General features: G+C 59.2%; 22 protein-coding genes and 6 pseudogenes. 16 read left to right on the forward strand and 12 right to left on the reverse strand.

What is annotated here, in order from left to right:
- From AC0L2L_RS32785 to AC0L2L_RS32840, 12 genes and pseudogenes are all read left to right on the forward strand, one after another.
- Positions 1 to 371: hypothetical protein (locus tag AC0L2L_RS32785; RefSeq protein WP_473583963.1), on the forward strand; the 371-nt coding region annotated here is incomplete at its 5' end.
- 1,351 nt (positions 372 to 1,722) lie between these two features.
- Positions 1,723 to 1,812 carry a hypothetical protein gene (locus tag AC0L2L_RS32790; RefSeq protein ID WP_473583959.1) on the forward strand — a complete coding sequence of 30 codons (90 nt, stop codon included), beginning with the start codon at positions 1,723 to 1,725 and terminating at the stop codon, positions 1,810 to 1,812.
- A pseudogene (gene fdxB, locus AC0L2L_RS32795) lies at positions 1,809 to 2,127 on the forward strand (ferredoxin III, nif-specific). Before AC0L2L_RS32790 ends, fdxB begins: the two are co-directional and overlap by 4 nt.
- A gap of 92 nt (positions 2,128 to 2,219) precedes the next feature.
- On the forward strand, positions 2,220 to 2,486 hold the full coding sequence (locus AC0L2L_RS32800) for an exopolysaccharide production repressor protein (RefSeq protein ID WP_473583960.1): 267 nt from the start codon (positions 2,220 to 2,222) through the stop codon (positions 2,484 to 2,486).
- Between the two features lie 212 nt (positions 2,487 to 2,698).
- Positions 2,699 to 3,118, forward strand: a pseudogene (locus tag AC0L2L_RS32805) (IS21 family transposase); the annotation flags it as partial.
- Positions 3,115 to 3,709, forward strand: a pseudogene (locus AC0L2L_RS32810) (ATP-binding protein); the annotation flags it as partial. The pseudogenes AC0L2L_RS32805 and AC0L2L_RS32810, both read left to right, overlap by 4 nt.
- A 319-nt stretch (positions 3,710 to 4,028) precedes the next feature.
- Complete coding sequence (locus AC0L2L_RS32815) at positions 4,029 to 4,304, forward strand: DNA -binding domain-containing protein (RefSeq protein WP_473583943.1); 276 nt, start codon at positions 4,029 to 4,031, stop codon at positions 4,302 to 4,304.
- An 863-nt stretch (positions 4,305 to 5,167) separates the two neighbouring features.
- Entirely contained in the window at positions 5,168 to 5,764 is a 597-nt protein-coding gene (locus AC0L2L_RS32820; protein ID WP_473583961.1) for a hypothetical protein, read from the forward strand.
- A gap of 2 nt (positions 5,765 to 5,766) precedes the next feature.
- The gene (locus AC0L2L_RS32825) at positions 5,767 to 6,783 is read left to right on the forward strand and encodes a S8/S53 family peptidase (RefSeq protein WP_473583944.1); all 1,017 of its coding nucleotides are present in this window, start codon (positions 5,767 to 5,769) and stop codon (positions 6,781 to 6,783) included.
- Between the two features lie 218 nt (positions 6,784 to 7,001).
- Positions 7,002 to 7,961: a S8/S53 family peptidase gene (locus tag AC0L2L_RS32830; protein ID WP_473583945.1), complete on the forward strand. Its 960-nt coding sequence runs from the start codon at positions 7,002 to 7,004 to the stop codon at positions 7,959 to 7,961.
- Between the two features lie 395 nt (positions 7,962 to 8,356).
- Positions 8,357 to 9,370 (forward strand): 1-aminocyclopropane-1-carboxylate deaminase, encoded by a 1,014-nt coding sequence (locus AC0L2L_RS32835; protein WP_473583946.1) that lies wholly within the window; start codon positions 8,357 to 8,359, stop codon positions 9,368 to 9,370.
- Between the two features lie 936 nt (positions 9,371 to 10,306).
- A complete protein-coding gene (locus AC0L2L_RS32840; RefSeq protein WP_473583964.1) occupies positions 10,307 to 10,483 on the forward strand; it encodes a hypothetical protein in 177 nt (58 codons plus the stop codon).
- Here AC0L2L_RS32840 and AC0L2L_RS32845 read toward each other — a convergent pair whose 3' ends face one another.
- Positions 10,484 to 10,843: a hypothetical protein gene (locus AC0L2L_RS32845; RefSeq protein ID WP_473583947.1), complete on the reverse strand. Its 360-nt coding sequence runs from the start codon at positions 10,841 to 10,843 to the stop codon at positions 10,484 to 10,486.
- A 394-nt stretch (positions 10,844 to 11,237) separates the two neighbouring features.
- Between AC0L2L_RS32845 and AC0L2L_RS32850 the strand changes: the two genes are divergently transcribed.
- On the forward strand, positions 11,238 to 11,474 hold the full coding sequence (locus AC0L2L_RS32850; protein ID WP_473583948.1) for a hypothetical protein: 237 nt from the start codon (positions 11,238 to 11,240) through the stop codon (positions 11,472 to 11,474).
- A gap of 376 nt (positions 11,475 to 11,850) precedes the next feature.
- Here AC0L2L_RS32850 and AC0L2L_RS32855 read toward each other — a convergent pair whose 3' ends face one another.
- From AC0L2L_RS32855 to AC0L2L_RS32880, 6 genes are all read right to left on the reverse strand, one after another.
- A complete protein-coding gene (locus tag AC0L2L_RS32855) occupies positions 11,851 to 12,240 on the reverse strand; it encodes a hypothetical protein (protein ID WP_473583949.1) in 390 nt (129 codons plus the stop codon).
- Position 12,241: 1 nt separating this feature from the next.
- Positions 12,242 to 12,988, reverse strand: a complete 747-nt coding sequence (gene queC, locus AC0L2L_RS32860; protein ID WP_473583950.1) for a 7-cyano-7-deazaguanine synthase QueC — start codon at positions 12,986 to 12,988, stop codon at positions 12,242 to 12,244.
- Entirely contained in the window at positions 12,981 to 13,334 is a 354-nt protein-coding gene (queD, locus tag AC0L2L_RS32865; RefSeq protein WP_473583951.1) for a 6-carboxytetrahydropterin synthase QueD, read from the reverse strand. Before queD ends, queC begins: the two co-directional genes overlap by 8 nt.
- A complete protein-coding gene (queE, locus tag AC0L2L_RS32870) occupies positions 13,331 to 13,966 on the reverse strand; it encodes a 7-carboxy-7-deazaguanine synthase (RefSeq protein WP_473583952.1) in 636 nt (211 codons plus the stop codon). Before queE ends, queD begins: the two co-directional genes overlap by 4 nt.
- Positions 13,967 to 14,202: 236 nt before the next feature.
- Positions 14,203 to 14,664: an iron-sulfur cluster assembly scaffold protein gene (locus AC0L2L_RS32875; protein ID WP_473583953.1), complete on the reverse strand. Its 462-nt coding sequence runs from the start codon at positions 14,662 to 14,664 to the stop codon at positions 14,203 to 14,205.
- 26 nt (positions 14,665 to 14,690) lie between these two features.
- Positions 14,691 to 15,011, reverse strand: a complete 321-nt coding sequence (locus AC0L2L_RS32880) for a HesB/IscA family protein (protein WP_473583962.1) — start codon at positions 15,009 to 15,011, stop codon at positions 14,691 to 14,693.
- A 991-nt stretch (positions 15,012 to 16,002) separates the two neighbouring features.
- On the opposite strand from AC0L2L_RS32880, the gene ectB reads away from it, so the two are divergent.
- From ectB to AC0L2L_RS32895, 3 genes are all read left to right on the forward strand, one after another.
- Positions 16,003 to 17,262 carry a diaminobutyrate--2-oxoglutarate transaminase gene (gene ectB / locus AC0L2L_RS32885; protein WP_473583954.1) on the forward strand — a complete coding sequence of 420 codons (1,260 nt, stop codon included), beginning with the start codon at positions 16,003 to 16,005 and terminating at the stop codon, positions 17,260 to 17,262.
- Positions 17,252 to 18,094 carry a 2OG-Fe(II)-dependent halogenase WelO5 family protein gene (locus AC0L2L_RS32890; RefSeq protein WP_473583955.1) on the forward strand — a complete coding sequence of 281 codons (843 nt, stop codon included), beginning with the start codon at positions 17,252 to 17,254 and terminating at the stop codon, positions 18,092 to 18,094. The genes ectB and AC0L2L_RS32890 overlap by 11 nt, the downstream gene beginning before the upstream one ends.
- A 198-nt stretch (positions 18,095 to 18,292) precedes the next feature.
- On the forward strand, positions 18,293 to 18,847 hold the full coding sequence (locus tag AC0L2L_RS32895; RefSeq protein WP_473583956.1) for a GNAT family N-acetyltransferase: 555 nt from the start codon (positions 18,293 to 18,295) through the stop codon (positions 18,845 to 18,847).
- Between the two features lie 105 nt (positions 18,848 to 18,952).
- On the opposite strand, the pseudogene AC0L2L_RS32900 reads toward AC0L2L_RS32895, so the two are convergent.
- The 5 genes and pseudogenes from AC0L2L_RS32900 to tnpA form a co-directional block, all read right to left on the reverse strand.
- Positions 18,953 to 19,417: pseudogene (locus tag AC0L2L_RS32900) on the reverse strand (IS5/IS1182 family transposase); the annotation flags it as partial.
- A 119-nt stretch (positions 19,418 to 19,536) separates the two neighbouring features.
- Positions 19,537 to 20,207, reverse strand: a pseudogene (locus AC0L2L_RS32905) (transposase domain-containing protein); the annotation flags it as partial.
- A gap of 96 nt (positions 20,208 to 20,303) precedes the next feature.
- Positions 20,304 to 20,528 (reverse strand): annotated as a pseudogene (tnpB, locus tag AC0L2L_RS32910) (IS66 family insertion sequence element accessory protein TnpB); the annotation flags it as partial.
- Positions 20,529 to 20,650: 122 nt separating this feature from the next.
- A complete protein-coding gene (gene tnpB / locus AC0L2L_RS32915) occupies positions 20,651 to 20,782 on the reverse strand; it encodes an IS66 family insertion sequence element accessory protein TnpB (protein WP_473583957.1) in 132 nt (43 codons plus the stop codon).
- On the reverse strand, positions 20,779 to 21,174 hold the full coding sequence (gene tnpA, locus AC0L2L_RS32920; RefSeq protein ID WP_473583958.1) for an IS66-like element accessory protein TnpA: 396 nt from the start codon (positions 21,172 to 21,174) through the stop codon (positions 20,779 to 20,781). Before tnpA ends, tnpB (AC0L2L_RS32915) begins: the two co-directional genes overlap by 4 nt.
- Positions 21,175 to 21,475: the final 301 nt, after the last annotated feature.

Below are 21,475 nucleotides of genomic sequence, written 5' to 3' on the forward strand. Positions count from 1 at the left end.
TCGCCATCGGCTGCGCCGTCCTCAACCGCATGCTTGCCTGCGCACGCCCGAAATCCGCCCGCCGCAAGGCGGCCACGAGTCTGCCGCTTCAAAGATCGACATCCGCTCAAGTCCGGACCCATGCACCAACGCCGAGTGGCATGAGATTTGCTGCTATCGCCTGTAAGGTACCGACAACGGGCGTAATTGTGAAAGAGGCCAAAATAGGAGGTGGCCATGACCCGAGATTCGGCTGTTCGAGCATGAAGGCGAAGGCTGTCGTCCATAAGGACTTTCGCATCGGCCGGATCGACGACCGCGTCTGTGGTGCGTTTCTGGAGCACCTCGGGCGGGCGATCTACACTGGTATCTATGGAAACCCAACCCCATGACCAATCCCGAGCACCCCGCCAATCCGTTTTCCCTTCCCGACAACCTGCCACCCGCGGTGGAGGATGGCGAGGCGATCGTCTGGCCGGCATGCAAATGCCAAGCGTGACGCTCCGCACGACCTTCAGCGAACTGCTCGACTTGTCCGCCTTGCCGGGTAGCCTCGTCGTCTATGCCTATCCGATGACCGGGGTTCCCGGCGTCGAATTGCCGCCGGGTTGGAACGACATTGCCGGTGCGCGCGGATGCACGCCGCGAACCCTGCGCCGTTTTCACGTTGGTTCAACGCGTAATCACGCAAGCCGGCGGCTATCTGGCCACCTGGCGGTGAAGGGGGCAGATCACAATGGGCACGAACAATCCGCCGCTTTCGCCCGAGGACGTCGAACGCTTCGGGTCTGATCCCCTTACGCTTCTGTGTTGCATGCTTCGTTTTGTCTCCGCTCGCCGACTCGCGGCTTTCCCGGAAGCGGGAGGGAAGCGGGGTATGGGAGATGCATGCGGCAAGCTGCATCCGGCGTCTAGCGAAACAGCATACGCAGGATCTGGTGGAAGCACTCGACGCGCTGCGCCTCGTCGGCCCGAGAAAACATCAGGCATGATCCAGCAGCCAGGCGCTGCATAAGGAAGCCAGTTGTGGAGATCGCCCGCGCATCGCCGGCGCTGATGAGCCGACGCCAACATTACGCAGGGCAGACAGCCAAACGGTTCTCGCCTTAAGCGTCTGACGCATGATGCGTGTCCAAGAGCTGACAGCGACAGAATAACACGTCGGGTTCAAAACAACCGGCCGTCTTGGGCTTGTGAGGTTTTCGAGGCAGAACATGCATTTACTACGGGCAAAGCGCTGGCACGACGTTTGCTGGTTGAGATCGGCAATACTGAGTGAGCACGGATCGCATAAGAACACGCAAGACATTGATGGTCTCCTAACCGGTGTGTTCCGTTTCTGAGAGAAGAACCAGCTCGCGCATAAACATCAGGAAAGATGTGGGAATGGAGAACAACATGTTGCGAGTGAGTCCCCGGCTCCTCCGATCAAGTGGACGACTGGCTGCGTGGCGAACCCCTCACGAACATTCAGCCCGGCAAGGGGTAGGGATGACAAGTGGAATGGAGCCATGGTCAATTCGCCCGTTTTCTGCGACGCACCCGCAGTAACTATTTCCATGGAACACAGGGTCCATCGTTTGCTGCAGCGATTGCCTATCCCGACGTGGGGCGGGCGTGAGGAATCTGATTTTCGAGGAAGGATGATGTCAAAGCTGGATGAGATGGTGAAGAAAAGTCCGAAAGCTTCAACTGCGCGCCGCAATTGACCTTGCCGAGGGTCTCCCGGTCAAATGGACCGAGATAGCGGAAGTCGCCGAGAAAACGCACGCTGTTTATGCCGAGTTGGATGGCGCCAGGAGAGAGCTCGCCGAAATGAAGACTTTAGTATGAAGAGCACATTCATCAGCCGCGACGGCTCTGTATGGATGCCGGAATACCTGAGCGCCATAGATTTGCAAGATCTGTATCGGCTGCGGCCGCTGTTTCAAAGTCTGCTCGCGCGAGGTCATGCATCTTTAGGGCGTCGATGACGCGGGTGAAATCCTCGGCGCCTGCGACGGCAGCGACGACGATTTCGATGGTGAGCTCAATCGCATGGTCATGGTTGTCGACCATGCCGGCCGCTGCATTGGCTGCGGAGCCTGCGGCCGCGTCTGCCCAAAGAACTGCCAGACCCTTGTCGCGGCCGACCAGATCGCAGCATGAGCTGCATGATTTGACGAGACAAAATCAGGAGAACGGCATTGCGCTTCATCACCTTTTGTCGGCTCCTCGGGCTGGTCCTGTGCGGCAACGCTGTGACGGTTTACTTCGCCTCGCATTCGTTCCGTCTAGCAGTCTTCACGACGCTGGGCTGTTCGCTACTTCTTCAGCTGGGCTATTTCGCAAGTGTCCTTCTTCTGATTTGGCGATCCAGCTGCGCTGGCAAAGCCGGGCAAGGGGCTGAGCTTTTCGATAGGTCCCAGGAAGTTCGGTACCAGTCGCGCGACGATGAGCATAGGAATGAAACTCAAGATGTGCCACAGCGCAATCAAACGCTCGGCATATCGCTGCTCCTCCCTTGAGGCGCCGTAACAAGATCAGAACCCATATTCATCATTTTGTTCAAGTTTGATTATTGAGGTCATGGTTCCCTGGACGGTCGAAGGCGATGGCATTCTCATCGTTCTAACGCCAGGGGAATGCAGTTTCGGTTCTCCGGACAATGGTAGTCGATCACAGCGCACGGCACGCGGGTTGCTCCCTCTCGAAGGCTAACGAAGCGCTGGAAAATATAACACGTGTGACGGTGGCCCATGTCTGGCTCTGCAACAGCCGCATGACGTTCGAGCGGACCTGTCCACGTGAGACGCAGGAGATGGTATTCGATGCCCACGACCGGGGGCGGGGCCTGCGCGTGCGGCCTCTACGACAACATGAAGATGGCGGTGGCAGACGGTCTTTTGGGCAAGGACCGGCAATACAATCGCCGCTTCCTGCAGATGTGCAGCCATTACCTGGTGCAGCCGGTCGCCGCACCCCGGCCTCCGGTTGGGAGAAGGGGCAGGTCGAGAACCACGTCGGGCTGGTGCGCGAGCGCTTCTTCCCACCACGGCTGCGCTTCAGGAGCTAGGAGGAGCTGAACGACTTGCTGCTCGACAAGTGCGTCGCCTGGGCTAAGGCCCACCGCCACGTCGATCAGCCGGACCGCACGATCTGAGAGGTGCTCGAGGAGGAACGCGGCCGGCGCGCTCCATCAAACACGAGCTGACCGTCGCCAAGGTGCCGCTCGCCTAGGAGATCGAGGACGTCGACTTCATCGACACGCCGGTCAAACGAGGCCCTCGTTCGCGAGCTCGCCAACGGCACCTTCGTTGCCGACCAGCGCAATGCCGTGCTCATCGGCGGTACCGGAAGATCTGGCGATCGGCATCGCGCGCGCCCTGATCCGCAACGGTTCACGCGACCCGCTTCAACGTCGTCGATCTCGTCCGGCTCGAGGCGGAGCACCAAACAGCAAGCAGGGACACATCGCTGACTCCCTCACTCGACTCGACTTCGTCGTCCTTGACGAACTCGGCTATCTTTCCTTCGCCCATGCCGGCGGGCAGCTTCTCTTGCATCTGATCAGTCGGCTGTACGAACGCACCTCCATCATCGTCACCACAACCTGGCATTCGGCGAATGGCCGAGTGCCTTTGTCAGCGACGCAAAGATGACGACGGTGCTGCTCGACCGGCTCACCCATCAGGGCGAGATCATCGGGACCAGAAACGAGTCCTGGCGTCGCTTCAAGAACCGCGCCTAGCGGACCTCTGCGGACCATCGACCAAAACAATCCGCACTCGCCGGGCTGCGCAACCCCGACCAGCTCCGCCCGGCGAGCGCTCCTCGTCGCGCTTATGCAAGCGGGGGCAATAAGTGTACGCACTCGAACCAGGGGTAAAGTTCGCGCCGATTGGCAGGTCTCCGCTATGGTGCGTCCCAGAACAGCTGTCCGCATCCTCGGCGCTCGCCGTATCGCCGTTCCAACTCTCCTGCGACGGTCCTGCTTTCGTCCGCTCGCCGTCTCAGGCGCGGATATCTTGCACCCTATTTACCTCCGCGCCGAGGCGACCTGGCCCGCGATGTTTTCGAAGCACCGCCTGAGGTGCGCTCGAGTGCCTCAATGCTCCAAGTCTGGGCCAACCGGAAAGACGCGTCTAACCTTGGTTCTTCGTGCGCTCGACGGCTCACTTGCTTGGGCGTCACATCGCGAAGTCGCCGAAGGGCTGATTTGCCTACGGCGCGTCCATGCCGATTGTGGCGATCCTCGCGATCACCTGCCCGATCGCATTCGCCGCGCCGTCTCTCGTGGCCGCGCCCTCCTTCTTGAATTGAAGGTACAGACAATTCCTCTTTAAAAAGCGACCTCCGCCCTGTCCGTCAGCCGGCGAGCAGTTCGGGGCTAAAACCCGGTCACCGCGGTTCGCCAGGTCGAAATGGCAGCGAAACGGCCTTGCGGATGCGCTCTGGTTCAGGCGTAGGTCGATGCCGAGGGGCACGTTCGGCATTGTCCGATAGCCGACAATGTCGGGTACGCAACGTAGAGGAAGCCGACTCTCTGGTGTTTTTCAAGGCTTTTTGGCTTGGCACGGTACATGCTCGCTATTGCGCGAAACGCACGGATTGAGTGGTCTCACCGCCACCAAAGTCGCTAGCTTACGCCTCCTCCCAAGGCGAACCCGGCCCGGCAGGGAGCTCCGTCTCTGCCGGGCATGCCTTTTCAGACGTAATCGCGTTCAGAACTTCAAATTGGGCGGCGCAATGTCCGGCTGAAGAGGATCGCGTCGAATTGGAATATGGAGGCCGTTTCGAGGGCTCTCCGATGCACGGCGGAGCGCGAAGGGATTGTGGGCCATGAGGGTGGGTTCACGCGCACCGTGTTCGTCCACATCCGACAATCGTGTCGGCTTTGTCGGTTTGACGACACAGCCTTGTTTGGCCGGCATCTTGGACGTTTTGGTCTAAGTCTCTGAAACAGTTACATAATTCCTTTCCTTTACGCTGTCATATAGATTGGCATGAATTTTGCTGTGATTTCGCTGAAGGGGCGGGAGCAGCTTGCCAGGGAAGAGCGAAGAGATGGCTCGACAAAGTTGAAGGACGGGGGATCACAGGTTTGTTGCGAATGAATGCGTTGCCCGCTGGCGGCCCTGCTTCTGCGGCTAGAGCCTCCGTGCGGTTTGAAGATGCGGCGAGGGGCTGCAGTGCGCGTGTCGATTGCATGATTTGCTGGCGGGTCCAACAATGGGCGCTGCAGATGTGCACACGGTTGGCGAGCTACGTCGTCTTCGTGATGGCATTCTTCGTCAGCGCTATGACAGCGAACGGACAGGAGACCAGCCTTGTCGGCATTTACCAGGGTTCGGAGCTAACCGCGGCCGCCAACCATCTGGGACAAGGCGGATACGAGCTGTCGGGTGGTACCAAAGTGTCTTTCGATAAGTGGTACCACACCAAATGGATCGACATGCGATTTGAAATGTTGACGCAGCTGTCGGATGATTTCGGTCTCCTGTGGGGCGCGAGCACCGGCCAACGCGCCGAAAAGGTCCGAATCGACCCAAGTGTGAAACTCGGCTTTATTCTGCAAAAGCGACCGACGCCGTCCACGACGCTTTCTCTCACCGTCAGTTCGATTTTGGGCGGGAACCTGACGGAACGACCTTGCACGGCGGACTATGGCGCCTTCGGCGGCTTCCATGCAGTGAATTGCCGTCTGGCGGCCTCGCAACTGCGGCCTGCGGACACGTTGAAACACATGGCAAAGATTAATCCAAGCCGATTGAAACTCGACATTCGGTTCAGGGGTGAATTTTAGCGATGGTGAAAGGCAAGGCCGTAAATTTCATTGATGAAGAACAATCAGACAGGAAGTTGATTATGCACAAAACACAATTGTTCCCGGCAGGTTTCCTTGTCGGTCTTATAGCGTGCCTGTTGGCTGCACCCGGTTTCGCAGGTGATCTCGATGCCGGTGTCAGCGGCAAAGGAACGACCGGTACTCCAGCCGCGGAAAGCAGTAGCTCGGGCTGTCCACAAAATGCCGACGGCACATTCTGCTGGATGAGCCCGGATATTGGTGAAGCATGGACATCAGGCTTTATCGGTTCCGGCGTATCGATAAATGTCATAGATGATTTCAAGGAACAGCCATTTGATGCAGACCTCGGTCGCGGTACGCAGACGCAGCGACATGGAGATTGGGTCGCTGAAATTGCCGGCATGGTCGCCCCTGGCGCAAACATATTCAAGTATGGCTATCTCGAGGGGTCTTCGATCGGTCTGCAGGACGGCCTCAATATCATCAATGCGAGCTACCGCACTATAGGGCCACTGAGCCAGCACCCGCGCGAGCAGGCGATCGTCGGTGCCGCCTGGGCCGGCACTGCCATCGTCACCAAGAGTGCCGACAACCTTAGCAGCGAGGTAGGTAGGCCGCACGCAGGGGATTTCGATGAGCTAACCCTCGGGCTGATCGGGGCGCCATCGGCAATCTTCGTGGGCGCGCTCGACCATAATGGCACTCCCGGGAACAAGACGCGGCTGGCCCGATACTCGAATTATCCCGGCTCGAACCCCGAGGTGCGGAACAAGTTCCTGAGCGTGGGTGTCGAAGGTGACAAGACTGACCTATACGGCACGTCTTATGCGGCGCCTGTGGTCGCAGGCTATGCCGCCATCCTTGGCAGCAAGTTCACGTCCGCAACTCCGACACAGATTACTAATCAGCTGCTGGATACAGCCAGGACCGATACGCTCGTCAACTACAATCCGGCGACTTACGGCCGCGGCGAAGCCAGCCTTTCGAGGGCGCTGGCACCCGTTTCGATTCACTAGACTGCCACCCTACCCTCATGCGTTCCAAACGTGGGTGGATCGCGGCGCCCAGGCTGTGAATTGCCGTCTTGGCGCTGCTCCGGCTGGCGGACACGTTGAAATACCCGGCGAACGCTCATCTGAATCCGCTGAACATCGGTCTCTGGTTCAGAGGTCGTTCCAGCCATGGTGAAATGCTTCGTCTTGTTGATGAAGAACAGTTCAAACAGGAGAGTTGAATGCAGATAAAGCGATTGTTGCCGGTGGCGTACCTTGCCAGCCTTATCCTATGGACGTCGGCACCACCCGGTTTCGCCGGTGACCTCCAATCCAGGCTCGCCGGCGATGGAGGGCCTGCAAGGCCAGCCATGGAGGGCAGCAGCTCGCGTTGCCCACAAAATGCCGATGGCACATTTTGCTGGATGAGCCCGGACGTCGGCGCAGCATGGGCCTCGGGCTATAATGGGTCTGGCGTGTCGGTAACTATCATAGATAACTTCACAGGTAACATGGGACAGGTGGGGGATCTCGGCCATGGCTCCCAATGGCGGCGACATGGGCAGTGGGTCGCTCAAGCAGCCGGCATGGTCGCGCCTGGCGCAAACATAACCGAGCTTGACTATTCGGAACAAGTTCCGCTCACGCTGAAGCAGGGCCTCAATGTCATTAATCTGAGCTATGGCCTTGACGAACCAGTGAGCGAGTACCGGCTTGAGCAGTCGATTGTCGATGCGGCTCGGGCGGGTGCTGCGGTCTTCACAAAGGCAGCCGGCAACGGGTCCGTAGCGGTAGACACTCTTGCCGATGGGGATATTGATTTCCTTGCTCTCGACCTGATTGGGAAGCAATCGGCAATCTTTGTGGGTGCGCTAGAGCGCAATGGCACTCCCGAAAACAAGGCAAAGCTCGCCTCCTATTCGAATTACGCCGGTTCAGATTCGGAGGTGCAGAACCACTTCCTGACAGTGGGAGTCGAGAGCGACAAGACTGGCCTACCCGGAACGTCTGTCGCGGCATCTGTGGTTGCAGGCTATGCCGCTATCCTTGGCAGCAAGTTCACGTCGGCAACTCCGACACAGATTACCAATCAGCTGCTGGATACAGCCAGGACCGACACGCTCATCAATTACGATGCGGCAACTTATGGTCACGGGGAGGCCAGTCTTTCGAGGGCACTGGCACCCGTTTCGATCAGGTAGACGTGCATCCGATTGAGCAGCTAAACTTTCTGTGAGGCGCCAGAGCCACAAAATCGCCTCACAGAATTCGCGCTGAAACCGCGCGGTTCGTGCCGATCCAATCGCAAACAAGAGCCATTGCCTTTACCGAAGTCTGTTGGTGGGGCGGTCTGGCTGCGCTCGCAGAGCTGGCAAAAACACAGATGTCGATCGGGTGTTTCGTACGTTTCCGAGGCGATGGTCGCTTCATCGCAGCATGCCGACATTCGGATCGCTTCGTCTCGGTCGCAAGGAAAGCGCTGGAAACCGCCAAGGCTCTGATGGGTGGTCGGAGAGCGCGGCCGACCAATTCAACCGGCGCTTATAGAATGAGTTTGCGTCGCTATTTCAGCTGAATGATCATCGCCGGAGAGAATATGCTGGAAAAATTCGAGCGTTACCCGCTCACCTTTGGACCCACGCCTATCGAGAAGCTCGATCGCCTCGGCAAGCATCTGGGCGGCAAGGTGGAGATCTACGCTAAACGCGAGGACTGCAACTCCGGTCTCGCATTCGGCGGAAATAAGCTGCGCAAGCTCGAATACATCATCCCCGACGCGATCGCGTCTGATGCCGATACCCTGGTAACTATCGGCGGCGTGCAGTCCAACCACACGCGCATGGTCGCCGCCGTTGCCGCCAAGATCGGCATGAAATGTCTTCTGGTTCAGGAGAGCTGGGTTCCACATGACGATGTCGTCTACGACCGGGTCGGCAACATTCTCTTGAGCCGCATCTTAGGCGCAGAGGTGCGCCTGGTCGACGAGGGCTTTGACATCGGCATCCGGCACAGTTGGGAAAAAGCGCTCTATGAGGTCAAGGCAAGGGGCGGCAGGCCCTATGCGATACCGGCCGGCGCATCTGTTCATCCGAATGGCGGCCTCGGCTATGTTGGGTTCGCCGAGGAGGTGCGCACCCAGGAGAAACAGCTTGGGTTTGCCTTCGACTACATCGTCGTTTGCACGGTCACCGGTTCAACGCATGCCGGCATGCTCGTCGGATTCGCCAAGGACGGTCGGCAGCGCAACGTAATCGGTATCGATGCCTCTGCTACCCCGGCCAAGACCAAGGCGCAGGTGCTTAGCATTGCCCAGCGTACAGCGACCCTCGTTGAGCTCGGAACCGACCTCGTCGAGGACGACGTGGTGTTGCTCGAAGACTATGCGTATCCGCGTTATGGCATCCCATCCCAGGAAACCAATGAGGCGATCCGCCTGTGCGCTCGGCTCGAGGGCATGATTACGGACCCCGTCTATGAGGGCAAATCGATGCAAGGAATGATCGACCTTGTCCAGAGAGGTTTCTTTCCAGAGGGATCGCGCATCCTCTATGCCCATCTCGGCGGCGCGCCGGCGATCAACGGTTACGGCTACACTTTTCGCGACGGCTGATGCTCGACAGATCTCCCCGTGCTGTGCCTGCCGTAACAGCGCCGCGCCAAGTTTGACCGGAGGCCCGTTTGGAAACCTCAGCGGGCAGCTGTCAACGGCCGCCACGAGGTGGGGTCATGGTCCTGGCATGCTTGGCAGCATTTGCCTGTGCTCAATGTGTCCTGGAGCCGCCTACGAAGGGAAGACATGGCCGTTTGACTCTTGGTCATTTTGCGGTGCGGCGATAACCGCCGTAAATCTGACAAATTGTAAGCCATCGAAGCTGTCGCGCGGTTGCGGAGGTATGTTCTTGATCAGGCGTGGAGCTGTGGATCCAAGCGTGCTCGATCTGGTCGTAGTCGGCGAGCACATAGCGGCCCCCCAGCGCAGTGTGAGCTGGGCCAAGCGTGGGCGAGGGAAGAGGCCGTGACAGTGGGCAGATCGGTATCCGGCTTAACGAGGCCTTCCTGTATCGAGCGTCGACGAGACTGTCGTCCCTTCAGCAATTTTGACCGAAACGGCGCGTTCAGCCGGCGCGTTGCCTTCGGGCGAGTTCGTCCACCTGGCGCTCTTCGTGCGTGAGGGCTACGACGTAGCTGAGCTGCTGTATAAGGAGGGGTGCGCGCGAGGCGACGATGAGGTCGAGTTGTCCCCCGATCGCCTCTGCGTAGCTGTAAGTGTCGATGGATACATATCGGCCTGGTTCTCGATCTTCGAAACAGGGGCTCGCTTGATCTTAAGGGTCGAGGCAATCTCTGCCTGGGCCGGCCGCAGCTCGCCGAGGCTCTCGGCATCCGTCATTTGACTCTTCGAAACGTGCGTCGACACGCTCCCGACGTTGCTCAGGGAGGCTGCGATCCACGTCATCAAGCTTGCGTTCCATTTCTTCTCTTCTTCGCCGCCGCCGGGCAAGTGAGATCTCCCCTGATAGCGTTTGTTCAATGGCGTCCTGATTTGGTGGCCCGGAACGGGAAGTCGCATCTGGCCATTGCCATCGCCCGTGCGCTCATCCGTGACGGCGGGCGCGGCCGCTTCTTCAACGCGACAACGACCGCACTGCTCGATTATCTAACCCATTATTGCGAGATCATCGAATTCGGACATGAATCCTGGCGCTTCAAGGACCGCGCCTGATCACCACATCGCCCAAGACGATCCGCGCTCGCCGGGCTTCGCAACCCGGACCAGCTCCGCCCTGCGAGCGCTAAGCGCGATGCGCTGCAGCCAATTTTTACCGGGATAGGAGCGAAAGCTCGCATCCAAGATGTCTTGGAACTGATAGCGGTTGCTGCCGATGAGAGCAAAGACCTTGCCGGGCCGACCGGACGTCTGGCTGATAAACCATGCGGCGGTGCGGCCGACCTTCCAGTCGTCGGTTCCCACAAAGCCGGTCCGGCTGGCGGCGGATACCTCGCTGACGTAGGCGATCACCGGAACGCCCTTGACGCGCAACTCAATCACCTGGCCGACGAGCGGGTGATCGGCCGAGATCACCGCGATTGCATCGGCGCTCTCGCTATCTTGAGCAGATTGGCAGCGATCGCTTCGGGGGAAGGGTCCTCCTCGAAGAGCACGTCTGGCTCAATAACCGCATCTGTGCGTCGCGCGGAGGCACCGAGAAGTGCCTCGGCCCAGATCTGACAGAGCGGGCCGGTGCGATTGCTACATGAGAAAGCTCAAGTGCCGATGCGGGAGATTGTCCCGCCTGCGTTCGTGCAGCGGCCCCGAACTGCGGAAGCCGATCTGCTGCGCTGCGCTCAAGATGAGGTCGGCCGTCTGCGGTCGCAGTGTGCCAGTTCCGGCAAGAGCCTATTGACCGTGGAAACACTTACGCCCGCGGATTTCGCCAGATCGGCGATCGTTGGCCTGTTCACCAGCCGCCTCCCATATGCAATTCGTGAATGACGTCTTCCAAGCGCAAATGCATGTCAGCGCAAACGAGGCGCACGTTTCCGGATCCTTCGAGGAGAAGCCTGATATGTTGCAAGAAATCTCCACGCCGCCTGACGCCCTATCGGCAAGTTTGTTCGGCCGCGGCCGTTTTTCCCGATGTCACCACGCCCTGCGGCTGTGCGATCCGAAGCCGCGCGACGTGCTGCGACGCGAAGGCGCCAAATCTGGCTGACCTCAACGGACAGCGCTTTCGGGACCTCAACAACACTTTCGCCATCCTGATGCATAGGGATGGCTTTGCCCCGGCGCTTTGATGCGGTTGCGCGCATCCTTCGTGACGGCAGCCGCCTTTTGAATTCGACGGCACATGAGATCGACCTTGCTGAACTACCTGCTCGATTGTTTTCCGGCGGTCGAGCAGATCCATTTCGTCAAGCGTCGATACTGAGGCTGTGACGATCGCCATCAAGCTGCACGCGCATTCACTAAGCGCACGAGCATTGCCAGATCGAAGGGCGCCTATCAGTATCCTTTGATTGGGCCGAGGCGGGGCCAGGGGAAAATATCCGCAACATCGCTTCGCCGCAGGCGCCTGCGCCCGCGCCGGCTTACGCAGGCGCCGACCACCGATTGCCGATGACGTCGTCATTCGTGGCTTCAATGACGCCGATGCTGGTTATGGACGTGCATGGACGATCCTCCACATAAGGGCAGGCTCGGCCATCAATCGCCGCCGTGGAAACCACAACCTCTCCTTTTTCTCGGCAGTACGCTCCACGCTCAATCCGACCGGGATCAAGGATAACAACCGCAGCCTGCTCGCCATGGTGCTGCCAAAACAGCACCACTCGAACGCCGAAGATCATCAAGGTCGATGGCATGGAACAGCCCTTCGAAACGGCATCGAAGGCGCGTACCTGGTCGTGCTGAACACCACAAAGAGAAGGAAACGCTCTATGGAACAGATTGCCACCGTCGGCCTGGATCCGGGCGCTCACGTTATTTCGTGGGCGGCGCCACGGGTGCCTCTTCGGAGGATCGGAATTGCTCCCATCCCGCTGCGCGAAGATTACACTCGACGCAGGTCCCGCAACCGAAACCCCAGCTATGTCTATGCTCGCGGTTTCCGCTATAGCAGGTGTGGCTTCCTTCGCGGATGAGCTCCACTAGCGCCTCGCCGCCCAGCCAATCCGCCAGCGCCCAGGTCTGCGCCTTGTCGAGCCGCATCAGGGGTGTGTGAATGATGAAGCGCGTCTCCATTCCAAGGTTCAGGGCAAGTTGCGTCGCTTTAATTGCGTCATCTCGACAATCCGGGTAGCTGAAACGATCCGTCTCGGACACGCCGATCACGAGGTGTTTCGCGCCCACCCTATAAGCTATCGCGGCCGCAAATCCGAGGAACAGAAGGTTGCGGCCGGGCACGAAGGTATTTGTTAGACCGTTCGCGTTCAGTGCGATCTCGACGTCGCGCGTGAGCGCGGTATCACTGATTTGGCCGAGCACGGCCATGTCAATCATGTGGTCCTCGCCTAGTCGACCACGCCAGGCCGGAAAGTCTGTTCGAATGCGCTCGATCAAGTAAGGCCGCACATCGAGCTCGATCCGATGCCGCTGCCCATAGTCGAAGCCGATTGTCTCGACGTGCTCGAAGTTCGCCAGCGCCCAAGCCAGGCAGGTTGTCGAATCCTGGCCGCCGGAGAAAAGGACGAGTGCGGTTCCCGGATCCCGTTGCATCGGGTCAACCATCGTATTCAGCCCAACACAGCGGTGTCTCATAGACTGTCACCGAGCACATTTGGCCAAGAAGCGGCTTGGTTTGGTTCCAGATCCAGACCGCAATGTTTTCCGCGGTCGGATTTTCGAGACCCTCAATCTCATTCAGATACTGATGGTCGAGACGTTGCAGAAGCGGTCCGAACACAGCCTCGACATCGAAGAAATCGATGACAAAGCCCGTGTTTGGGTCGACGGGCCCTTCCAGACGCAGTTCCACACGGTATGAGTGGCCATGCATGCGGTGACAGCGGTGGGTGTCTGGAACGCGCGGAAGACGGTGCGCTGCCTCGAAGGTGAAAGCTTGCGTAATTTTCATGGGATCCCGAGAAGCTTATGCGTTTGCAGGCTCAAGCGCCAACGTGGGTTGGCAAGACAATAGGCCACTGCGGCGGCTGTATTCGCATCGCGCTCGGGCCCATCCATTGGCTGAAGCAAAAGGTGCTCAAACGCGAGAACTTCGAAATGTTCGGGCTCCGCGCCAATCTGAGGGTATACGAGCTTTAGCTCGTCCCCTGCCATAGCCACGAGGCGTGCATTGAATTTCGGACTAACGCACAGCCAGTCGATGCCGTCGGGTGGGGAGATGGTACCGTTGGTCTCCACGGCAATTTCAAAGGCCAAGGAATGCAGCGCTTCCAGGAGTTCTTCATCGATCTGGAGAAGGGGTTCCCCTCCAGTGAGCACGACAAGACGCTGCCCAGTTCCTGACCCGCGCCAGGCTTGCTCGACCGCCAACGCAAGCTCCAGTGCGGTGGCAAAATGTCCGCCACCGGGGCCATTTACCCCAACGAAATCGGTATCGCAGAATCCGCAGAATGCGCTTTCCCGGTCGCCTTCACGTCCCGACCAAAGATTACAGCCGGCGAAACGACAAAAAATGGCAGCCCGCCCGGCGTTTCGTCCTTCACCTTGAAGGGTGTAGAAAATTTCCTTGACGGCATATGACATTGCTTAAGCGGCCTTCGAGCGAGCAAGGGAGCATCTCTGCTGGCTTACGAGACACGGCAATAGGGGGGAAATCTCCCACTGCACGTTTTGCAGGTCGTTCCACCTTCGAGGGTCGTTACCGAAAAGCCACTCGCCCGAACTCCATGCAGAATTAGGTCTCAGCTGGGGAAGGCTGCGGGGAAGGGCCTCTCGCTCCTCGAAGCCTGTCACCTCGAGAAATGCCTCGATCACATCGCTCATGCCGATGATGCCTTGACGAGGACGAGACGTGAGAATCCAGGCGTCTCCTCGAAAGCCTGCCTCACAGCACGGAAGAACTCGCTCATCAGCCGCAAGCCGCGTTCAAGGATGAGGCGGTCGAGCGATGAGTATGTCGTGTGCGGCGGCAGGGCACCGAGAAAATCCGCCATGTCCTGATCGGTGATCTGAAGGGCTTCATCGATGGTCTTGCCGACGATGAATTCGGTAACCGGCGAGGAAGCGGTTATGTCCGAGCCGCGGCCGAAGGTCTGGAACGTTGCGGCGGAGATCGTCTGCGTCTTACGGTCGAAAGCCATCGTCAATTTAAGCCCATCGCCGTAGGCGACGGCGCCGACCTTGCCGGCCGCTTTGGGGATGTCCAAAGCGCCGACATTGTTCGGGTTGATGAAATACACCTTGTCGCTGATGAGGTGGACGTTGTCGGTGTCACCCCGCATGGCTCCGATCCTTGTCGTTATGGCGGCTAGCCGAAGGACTTGCCGCAGGCGCATTTGTCCCGCGCATTGGGATTGTCGAAGACAAAGCCCGAGGACTCCAGGTCCGTGACAAAGTCAACGGTCATGCCGGCGAGATGGGGCTGGGAGCTTGCGTCGACGAACACCTTGATCCCGTCCGTCTCCATGACGGCATCGCCCTCGCGCGAGACGCTTTCCAGACCCATCAGGTATTTGAGGCCGGCGCAGCCGCCCGCCTCGACCATGATGCGAAACCCTTCCGCCGGTTCGTCGGCGCGGGAAAGCGCGGCCTTGACGGCGGCGACGGCGTTTTCAGTGAGTGTGATCATGGGACTATTTTCTCGCTGATGCGTTTGCAAGCCACGCTGCAAAGAACGTGCCAGAGAGGAAATTCGATCACACAGCTGGTTAGCGGATTTGGCGCCCTGTCTCACATCCAACAATTGTCGGATGTCGGACAGACTGAAACCCTGCGTCGAAAAAGCGGCATCGCACACATCGCCAGAGTCGTCGGCTGAGCCAGCGTTTTCGATCATATGAATGTGGACCGGTGTAAGGGTGGGAATTCGTAAGTCGTGCTGCGCTCCAAAGACCGCGCCATCGTCACCACACAGTGAGGTGGCGAACACCGGGCGGTCGACGACCGCATCGATCGCGCCTTCTCGAAGCAGGCGCCGTCTGCGTCAGCTCGTGTGTGCCGAACACCACTCGCGCGCTCGGCTCGGGGCCTGCAGTGCGGCCGTCACCTCGCGAGGGCCGACTGAGGCATTGCAAATGCCGCGAAGCCAGGGGTGGGCCAACGCGCCGCCCAGGGAAAAGCGCAATCACCGCCACTGCGGCCACGGCCACGATTAGAGGCCGCGGTCAGTTCCAGTTCTGTCGCGAATCGCGGTCTGGCTCGTCCGCGTTCCAAAACGAAACTCGAGCGGGCACCGGTCTCGCCGTCACATCGAAGAGAGAAATCGCTATCTGCCACAGCTACTCGTCGGCAAGGGTCCCGTCACGGCCGATGTCGAGAAATACCAAAGCCGTGGTTGCAGTCATGTTGGAAAAACCGGTGCGGTTGTGTCAGTTGCCCCCGCCAACAACGCCGCCGATTGCGTTGCCGCAAAGGCGGGTACTGACTGTCACGCTATCGCTATCCAAAGCGATGCAACAGATTCGTCAAACAAGTTTACAGACTCTTTGCGAATGCAAGTCGCTGACGATGATACATAAGTCCGAGATTGGCCGTAGCTAAACGTCTAACCCAATGGTTTGGAATGCGTGAACATAGGACCTGCAGCGTTGATCGCGAGCCGCATACAGAGAGGCCCATTAATGGATATCGACATTTTCGAAGCTTACGAGTCTAACGTTCGTCGCTACGGGCGATCGTTTCCAACAGTCTTTAAAAAGTCACTTGGGGCGACAATATGGGACGAGTCCGGCAAGCCATATATCGATTTCCTTGTCGGGTCCGGCGCGCTAAACTACGGTCATAACAATCCAGATATTATGGCGCCCGCAATTCAATATCTCGCCGACAAAAATATTGTTTTGTCGCTTGACATGTATACAGCTGCAAAGCGTGATTTCATCGAAGTATTTGTCGAGTCGATTCTGAAGCCTCGGGGCCTTTCTTACAAGATACAGTTTCCTGGGCCGACCGGGACGAACGCTAACGAAGCGGCGTTGGCGCTGGCGCGAAAATATACCGGCCGCTCGAGTGTCATGGCCTTCACAAACTCGTACCATGGCATGTCGCTCGGCTCCTTGGCGGTGTCGGGTTCAGCGTCAACCAGTCAGCTTGGCGGCGTTGCTCGCCACGATGTGATCCGTGTCCCTTACGAGAACTATCCGAACCAAACTTTCGATTCCGCGAGTTACATCGATCACGTGTTGGGCGACCCAGGCAGCGGGATAGAAAAGCCGGCCGCAATCATCCTGGAGCCCATCCAGGCAGAAGGCGGCATGAACACAGCATCCGCACCATGGCTTGCAGAAATTCAGCGCATTTGCCGCAAGCACGACGTCGTCTTCATCGTCGATGACATTCAGGCAGGTTCGGGACGAACGGGCGATTTCTTCTCATTCGAGTTCGCAAAAATCAAGCCCGACATCGTGTGCCTTTCGAAATCGCTAAGCGGTTCAGGTAATCCGTTGTCCATAGTTCTGATTCGCCCCGACATGGACATATGGAATCCAGGAGAACATAGCGGGACCTTCAGGGGCAATAATCTCGCTTTCGTGACTTCCGCGGCGATGTGCACAATGTGGTCCGATAGGCAGTTTACTACAGCCGTCGAGCGAACGGCCGTCAGACTGCAAGAACACCTTGATCGCCTCTTTGCGAAATTCCCCAAGTGCATCGAACAAAAGCGCGGCCGTGGTCTGATGGCCGGCCTCAAGTGCCGTTCACAGGCCATTGTTGGCCGTGTGCACGATGTCGCGTTCGAAAACGGGCTCCTGATCGAATCCTCTGGGCCAAATCGCGATGTCATCAAAGTCCTCCCGCCGATAACCATCTCAGATGATGAACTCGATCACGGCATTGCCATCCTCGATCAGGCACTACAGGAGAAAACCAATGGCAACTAACCAAGTACCTCAAACGCCGGCCATCTCGCCTCTTACGATCAAAGAACGAGCCGGCTCGATCAGCACTGCCGAGATCATCTCAGTACTGAAAGGTGAGATCACGGCTCTGCACATCAGCCAAGCTTTCAGCACCGAAGTAGCCGAGGAGATCACCACGAACTTTGTCGGCAGTCCCGCTCTCAAGGAGCGTAAAGACGGGGTGCCTGGACAATATGTCGGCGCATCGCACTACAGGAAGGATGCAGCCACCTATTTCGCGGAGTCAAAAAATGCGAAACCGTTCGTCGACGCCCTTTTTGAGAATTTGGCAGATCCGGTCCGAGCAATATTCGACGCATTGAAGCGCGAGCTGCACAACCAGGGTGTTGAATTGCGGCTGGCCCGTTCGGAGCAGGGCGAGGCCAATGTTTGTCGCGCTCTCAGTTGGTCTGGCAGCGGCACGTTTTCCTTGGACCCCCACGACGATGTCGCTCAAGTCCTGTGTGCTGGCAACGACTACGAGCTTTCTGCGGTGGCGCACAACACCGTCGCAGCACTCAACTTTTATCCTAGCGTGCCTGAGGAAGGTGGCAATCTGCGGCTCTGGAGCCATAAGCCGACGGTCGCCGACCGAAAGTCGCAGAGTGTTGAGACCACGGGCTATCCCTACTCGGCAGCCTATCTAGAGGCCGTTCCGTCTCGCGAGTTCCAGCTCAAGGCCGGGGATATCGCATTAATCGACGGCGGTTTCGTTCACGGGGTCACCGGTCAATCAGGTAATGGAAAGCGTCGTCTGGTGCTGAACAGCTTTTTCGGGTTTGCGCGGCCGGATCTCGTTCTCTGGTGGACTTAGCATTGGGCCCGCGGCGGGCCGCTGTCTTCCGCCTGGCAGGCGTCACATCCTTCGTAACCTGCTGCTGCGCCGCAGCGTGACGCCGAGAACCTCCAAGCCGCCGGAACTTGAACGCCGCCAGGCGGTTCATACTAAGCGAGCACTGAGCGATTGGACCCAATGTGCGACCATCCAGAGACAATAAGGGGGATCAATGCGATGAGAAGACCCTGGCCCGAGCTCTCTACCCATTTCGCGAGCGATGGTTGCGGGGCATCGATCGATGTGAATTTGAGGCGGGCCGCCGCCGCCGACATCCCATTCATCATGCGCACGGAGCGGCTGGAAGGATACGAAGCGCTGGTAGGTCGCTGGGAGGAAACTAAACATATCGAAGCTCTTGCGGATTCGCGTTATGCCTACTTTGTGTCCGAGGCATACGGAACGCCGCTCGGCTTCGCCATACTGCGCGATTGGGATTCGCCCGAACACGCAACGCTTGTAGAGCGCGTTGCTGTCGCCAAGCCGGGCCGGGGGCTCGGCACGTTAATGATGCGCGCAGTAGTAGATGCGGCGTTCGCTGAGACCGACGTCCACAGACTCTGGATTTGCTGCTTCCCCGACAATCTCAGGGCGCGGCGCAGCTACGAAGCAATCGGCTTTCTTGCCGAAGGCGTGGCGCGCAGCAGCGCTTTCTTCCGTGGCGAGCACCGCGACGAGCTGGTGCTGTCGCTACTGAGGCCGGAATGGATGCGCGCGCGCGCACGTCTGTAAACGCGTCTCGCGTCAACTAAGCGTCTCGCGATTAATTGGACTCCTTCAGCTTTGAAGAAGTTTCTGCATTCGGCTGGCTAGTCGTTCGTGAACAATGAAGCCGGATCAGGCTGCGATAGATTTTGTCAGGCAATTGAGCGCCGCGATGAGAAGCCACAAAAGCTGCCTGAAAGCAGCAGCGAGAAGTTGCAGCCGGCGGCTAGGATGGCGTTGACGGGTCACCCTGCTCGCCAGCGAGGTAGTTGCGTCCCATTCGGTGCTCGGCCTTGATGTGGCCGATGACGGGCTCGATCGCCGAGCGGCGGCGCATCTGGCGCTGGATGGCCGGTGTGGCGAGGCGCTTCTGGCCGGCAGAGATCCTGTCGGGTGCATTGTGGCCACGATAGCCTGCATCGGTGAGGATGCGGCCGATCTCTTTGCCGGTGGTCTTCTCCATGTCGGGGATGACGCCTGCGAGGGTGTGGCCGTCATAGGGATTGCAGGGCAGCGCTTTTGCATGCAGGGCGAACTTGCCGCCTTTTGAGCGCTGCAGCGTCGTAGCCAGCGGGACCTTGACGCGCCGAACTCGTAGGAGGCGACGCGCGCCCGAGTCTGACCTGCCATTTAGCCAGCGGCCGTCGCTGGCACACGACGAGTGCGTTGCGGCGACAAAACCCTCACATCATCGATAGGGTGAGCGGGGTTATCTGAGCTGCGGCACACGCGCCAACCTGGTCGGCGAGCGTCGACACACTCAGATCGATGCCTTCACGGGTGTAGCGCTCGCTTCGCCGGTTCAGCGGCTGGTGCTGGGCGAACTTCTCGAACAGGATCATCGCCAGCAGTTTCGGACCGGCAAACCCGCGCGGCATCACGTGGAAGGGTGCTGGCGGTTGCGCGATCTTCTCGCATTCGCGGCAAGAGAACTTCTCGCGCACGGTCTGGATCACCTTCCACTGGCGCGGAATCACCTCCAGCGTCTCGGTGATATCCTCGCCAAGCTTGGCCAGCTTCCCCGAACCGCAGCACGGGCAGTTTGACGGTGCGGCGATGACGACGCGCTCGCGCGGCAGGTGCTCGGGAAACGGCTTCCTTGACGGGCGCTTGCGTTCAAAGGCCCGGACCGTCGATGACCGCGCAGCCAGATCCGCTGCCAGTTCGTCTTCGCCGGCATCAGCCTCCAGCTCCTCGAGCTGCAGCTCCATCTGTTCGAGAAGCCGGGCTTTCCGCTCCGAGCGGCTGCCATAGATCTCGCGCTTCAGCTTCTCGATCTCCAGCCTGAGCCGCGCAATCAGCGCATCCGAGTGCGAGTTCACGGCCTGCGCGCGGGCGGCGAGCGCTTGCGCCTCACGGCGGGCCGCGCGCGCTCGGCGAGGATCATCGCGTGCGCACTAGCAAGGTCACCGGGAAGCTGATCGGCCGCATCGGTCATGGCGTGAGGGAATCATATTCGCCCTCGCCATGCCAGCGGTTTTGCTCATCCAGCCGAGCTTGGACGCCAGGTGTTTTGCGGCATTCGCCAGTCGATGCCTTCGAGCAAATAGCCGAGCTGTGCAGGCGTGATCACCACAGTGCCGTTGGCCGCCGAGGGCCAGATGAAGCGGCCGCGCTCAAGCTTCTTGGTGAACAGGCAAGCACCCTGGCCGTCATGCCAGATCACCTTGATCGGGCCACCCTGCCGCCCGCGGAAACAGAACAAGTAGCCGCTGAACGGTTAGGTGGCGCGCCACCTAACCGCACTTATGCATCGGGTGAGATTTTGTGGCGGAGCCGTCCTGGCGCCAGCCGGGGTCTGCCAAATCTGGAATCCTCCGCCACAAAATCTCACCCGATGCATAAGTGCGGATCCCGCTTCAAGATCTCCTGCACCATCAATGCAAGGCCGGGGAAGCCCTTGCGCATGTCCGTATAACCAGTGGCCAGCCACACCTTCACATCGCGCGGGACCGGGATCATCGCCGCTCCAGCACATCCAGGATCCGGCCGAGCGCCTCACTGTCGATATCACTCTCGACCCGCAGGCGGCAGGCGCCGCCAAGCTCGATCGTTACCATGCTGCTCTTCTTGCGCGCTCGGGCGATCGGCGGTGGCTGCGCAGGTGGTTGCGGCGCTGGCAGCGCCTCGACGACTTGCACGGGAACGAGTTGCGGCACGGGCGGCGCGGAGATCTGGCAAAGCTCCTTGCGCCACCGGAAAAGCTGGCTCACATGAATGCCGGCCGATCGCGCAAGCTCCGAAACACTGGCGCCCGGCTCAATTGTCGCCCCGACCAACCGCTCCTTCTCCTGCCGGGACCAGCGCCGACGCCGCTCGACCGAGGTGATCACTTCAACCTGATGCTTCGTCATAGGGCTACTCCTAGTGCTTGCACTAGGACTTGCAGCCCTTCAGCCTACCTCAGCAAGGCGGTCTTCACCGGATGGGTACGGCGCGGAAGGTGTCGCATAGATAGACCTCCGAGCCGAACAGTGACAGGTTCTCCAGGTAGAGCGTGCGCAGGTCCATATGACCTTGGGTCCGCCGATGGCACTGGCGGCAACGTAGCGGCCGCCGCGACGTCAAGGAGGATGACCTACATTATCAATCCCTGCCGCCGTACACGGCTATCGGCTCGCCAAGGCTGCCAGGCAAGATGTCTTGACCAAGGCC

This window comes from Mesorhizobium sp. WSM4832 (assembly GCF_055811115.1).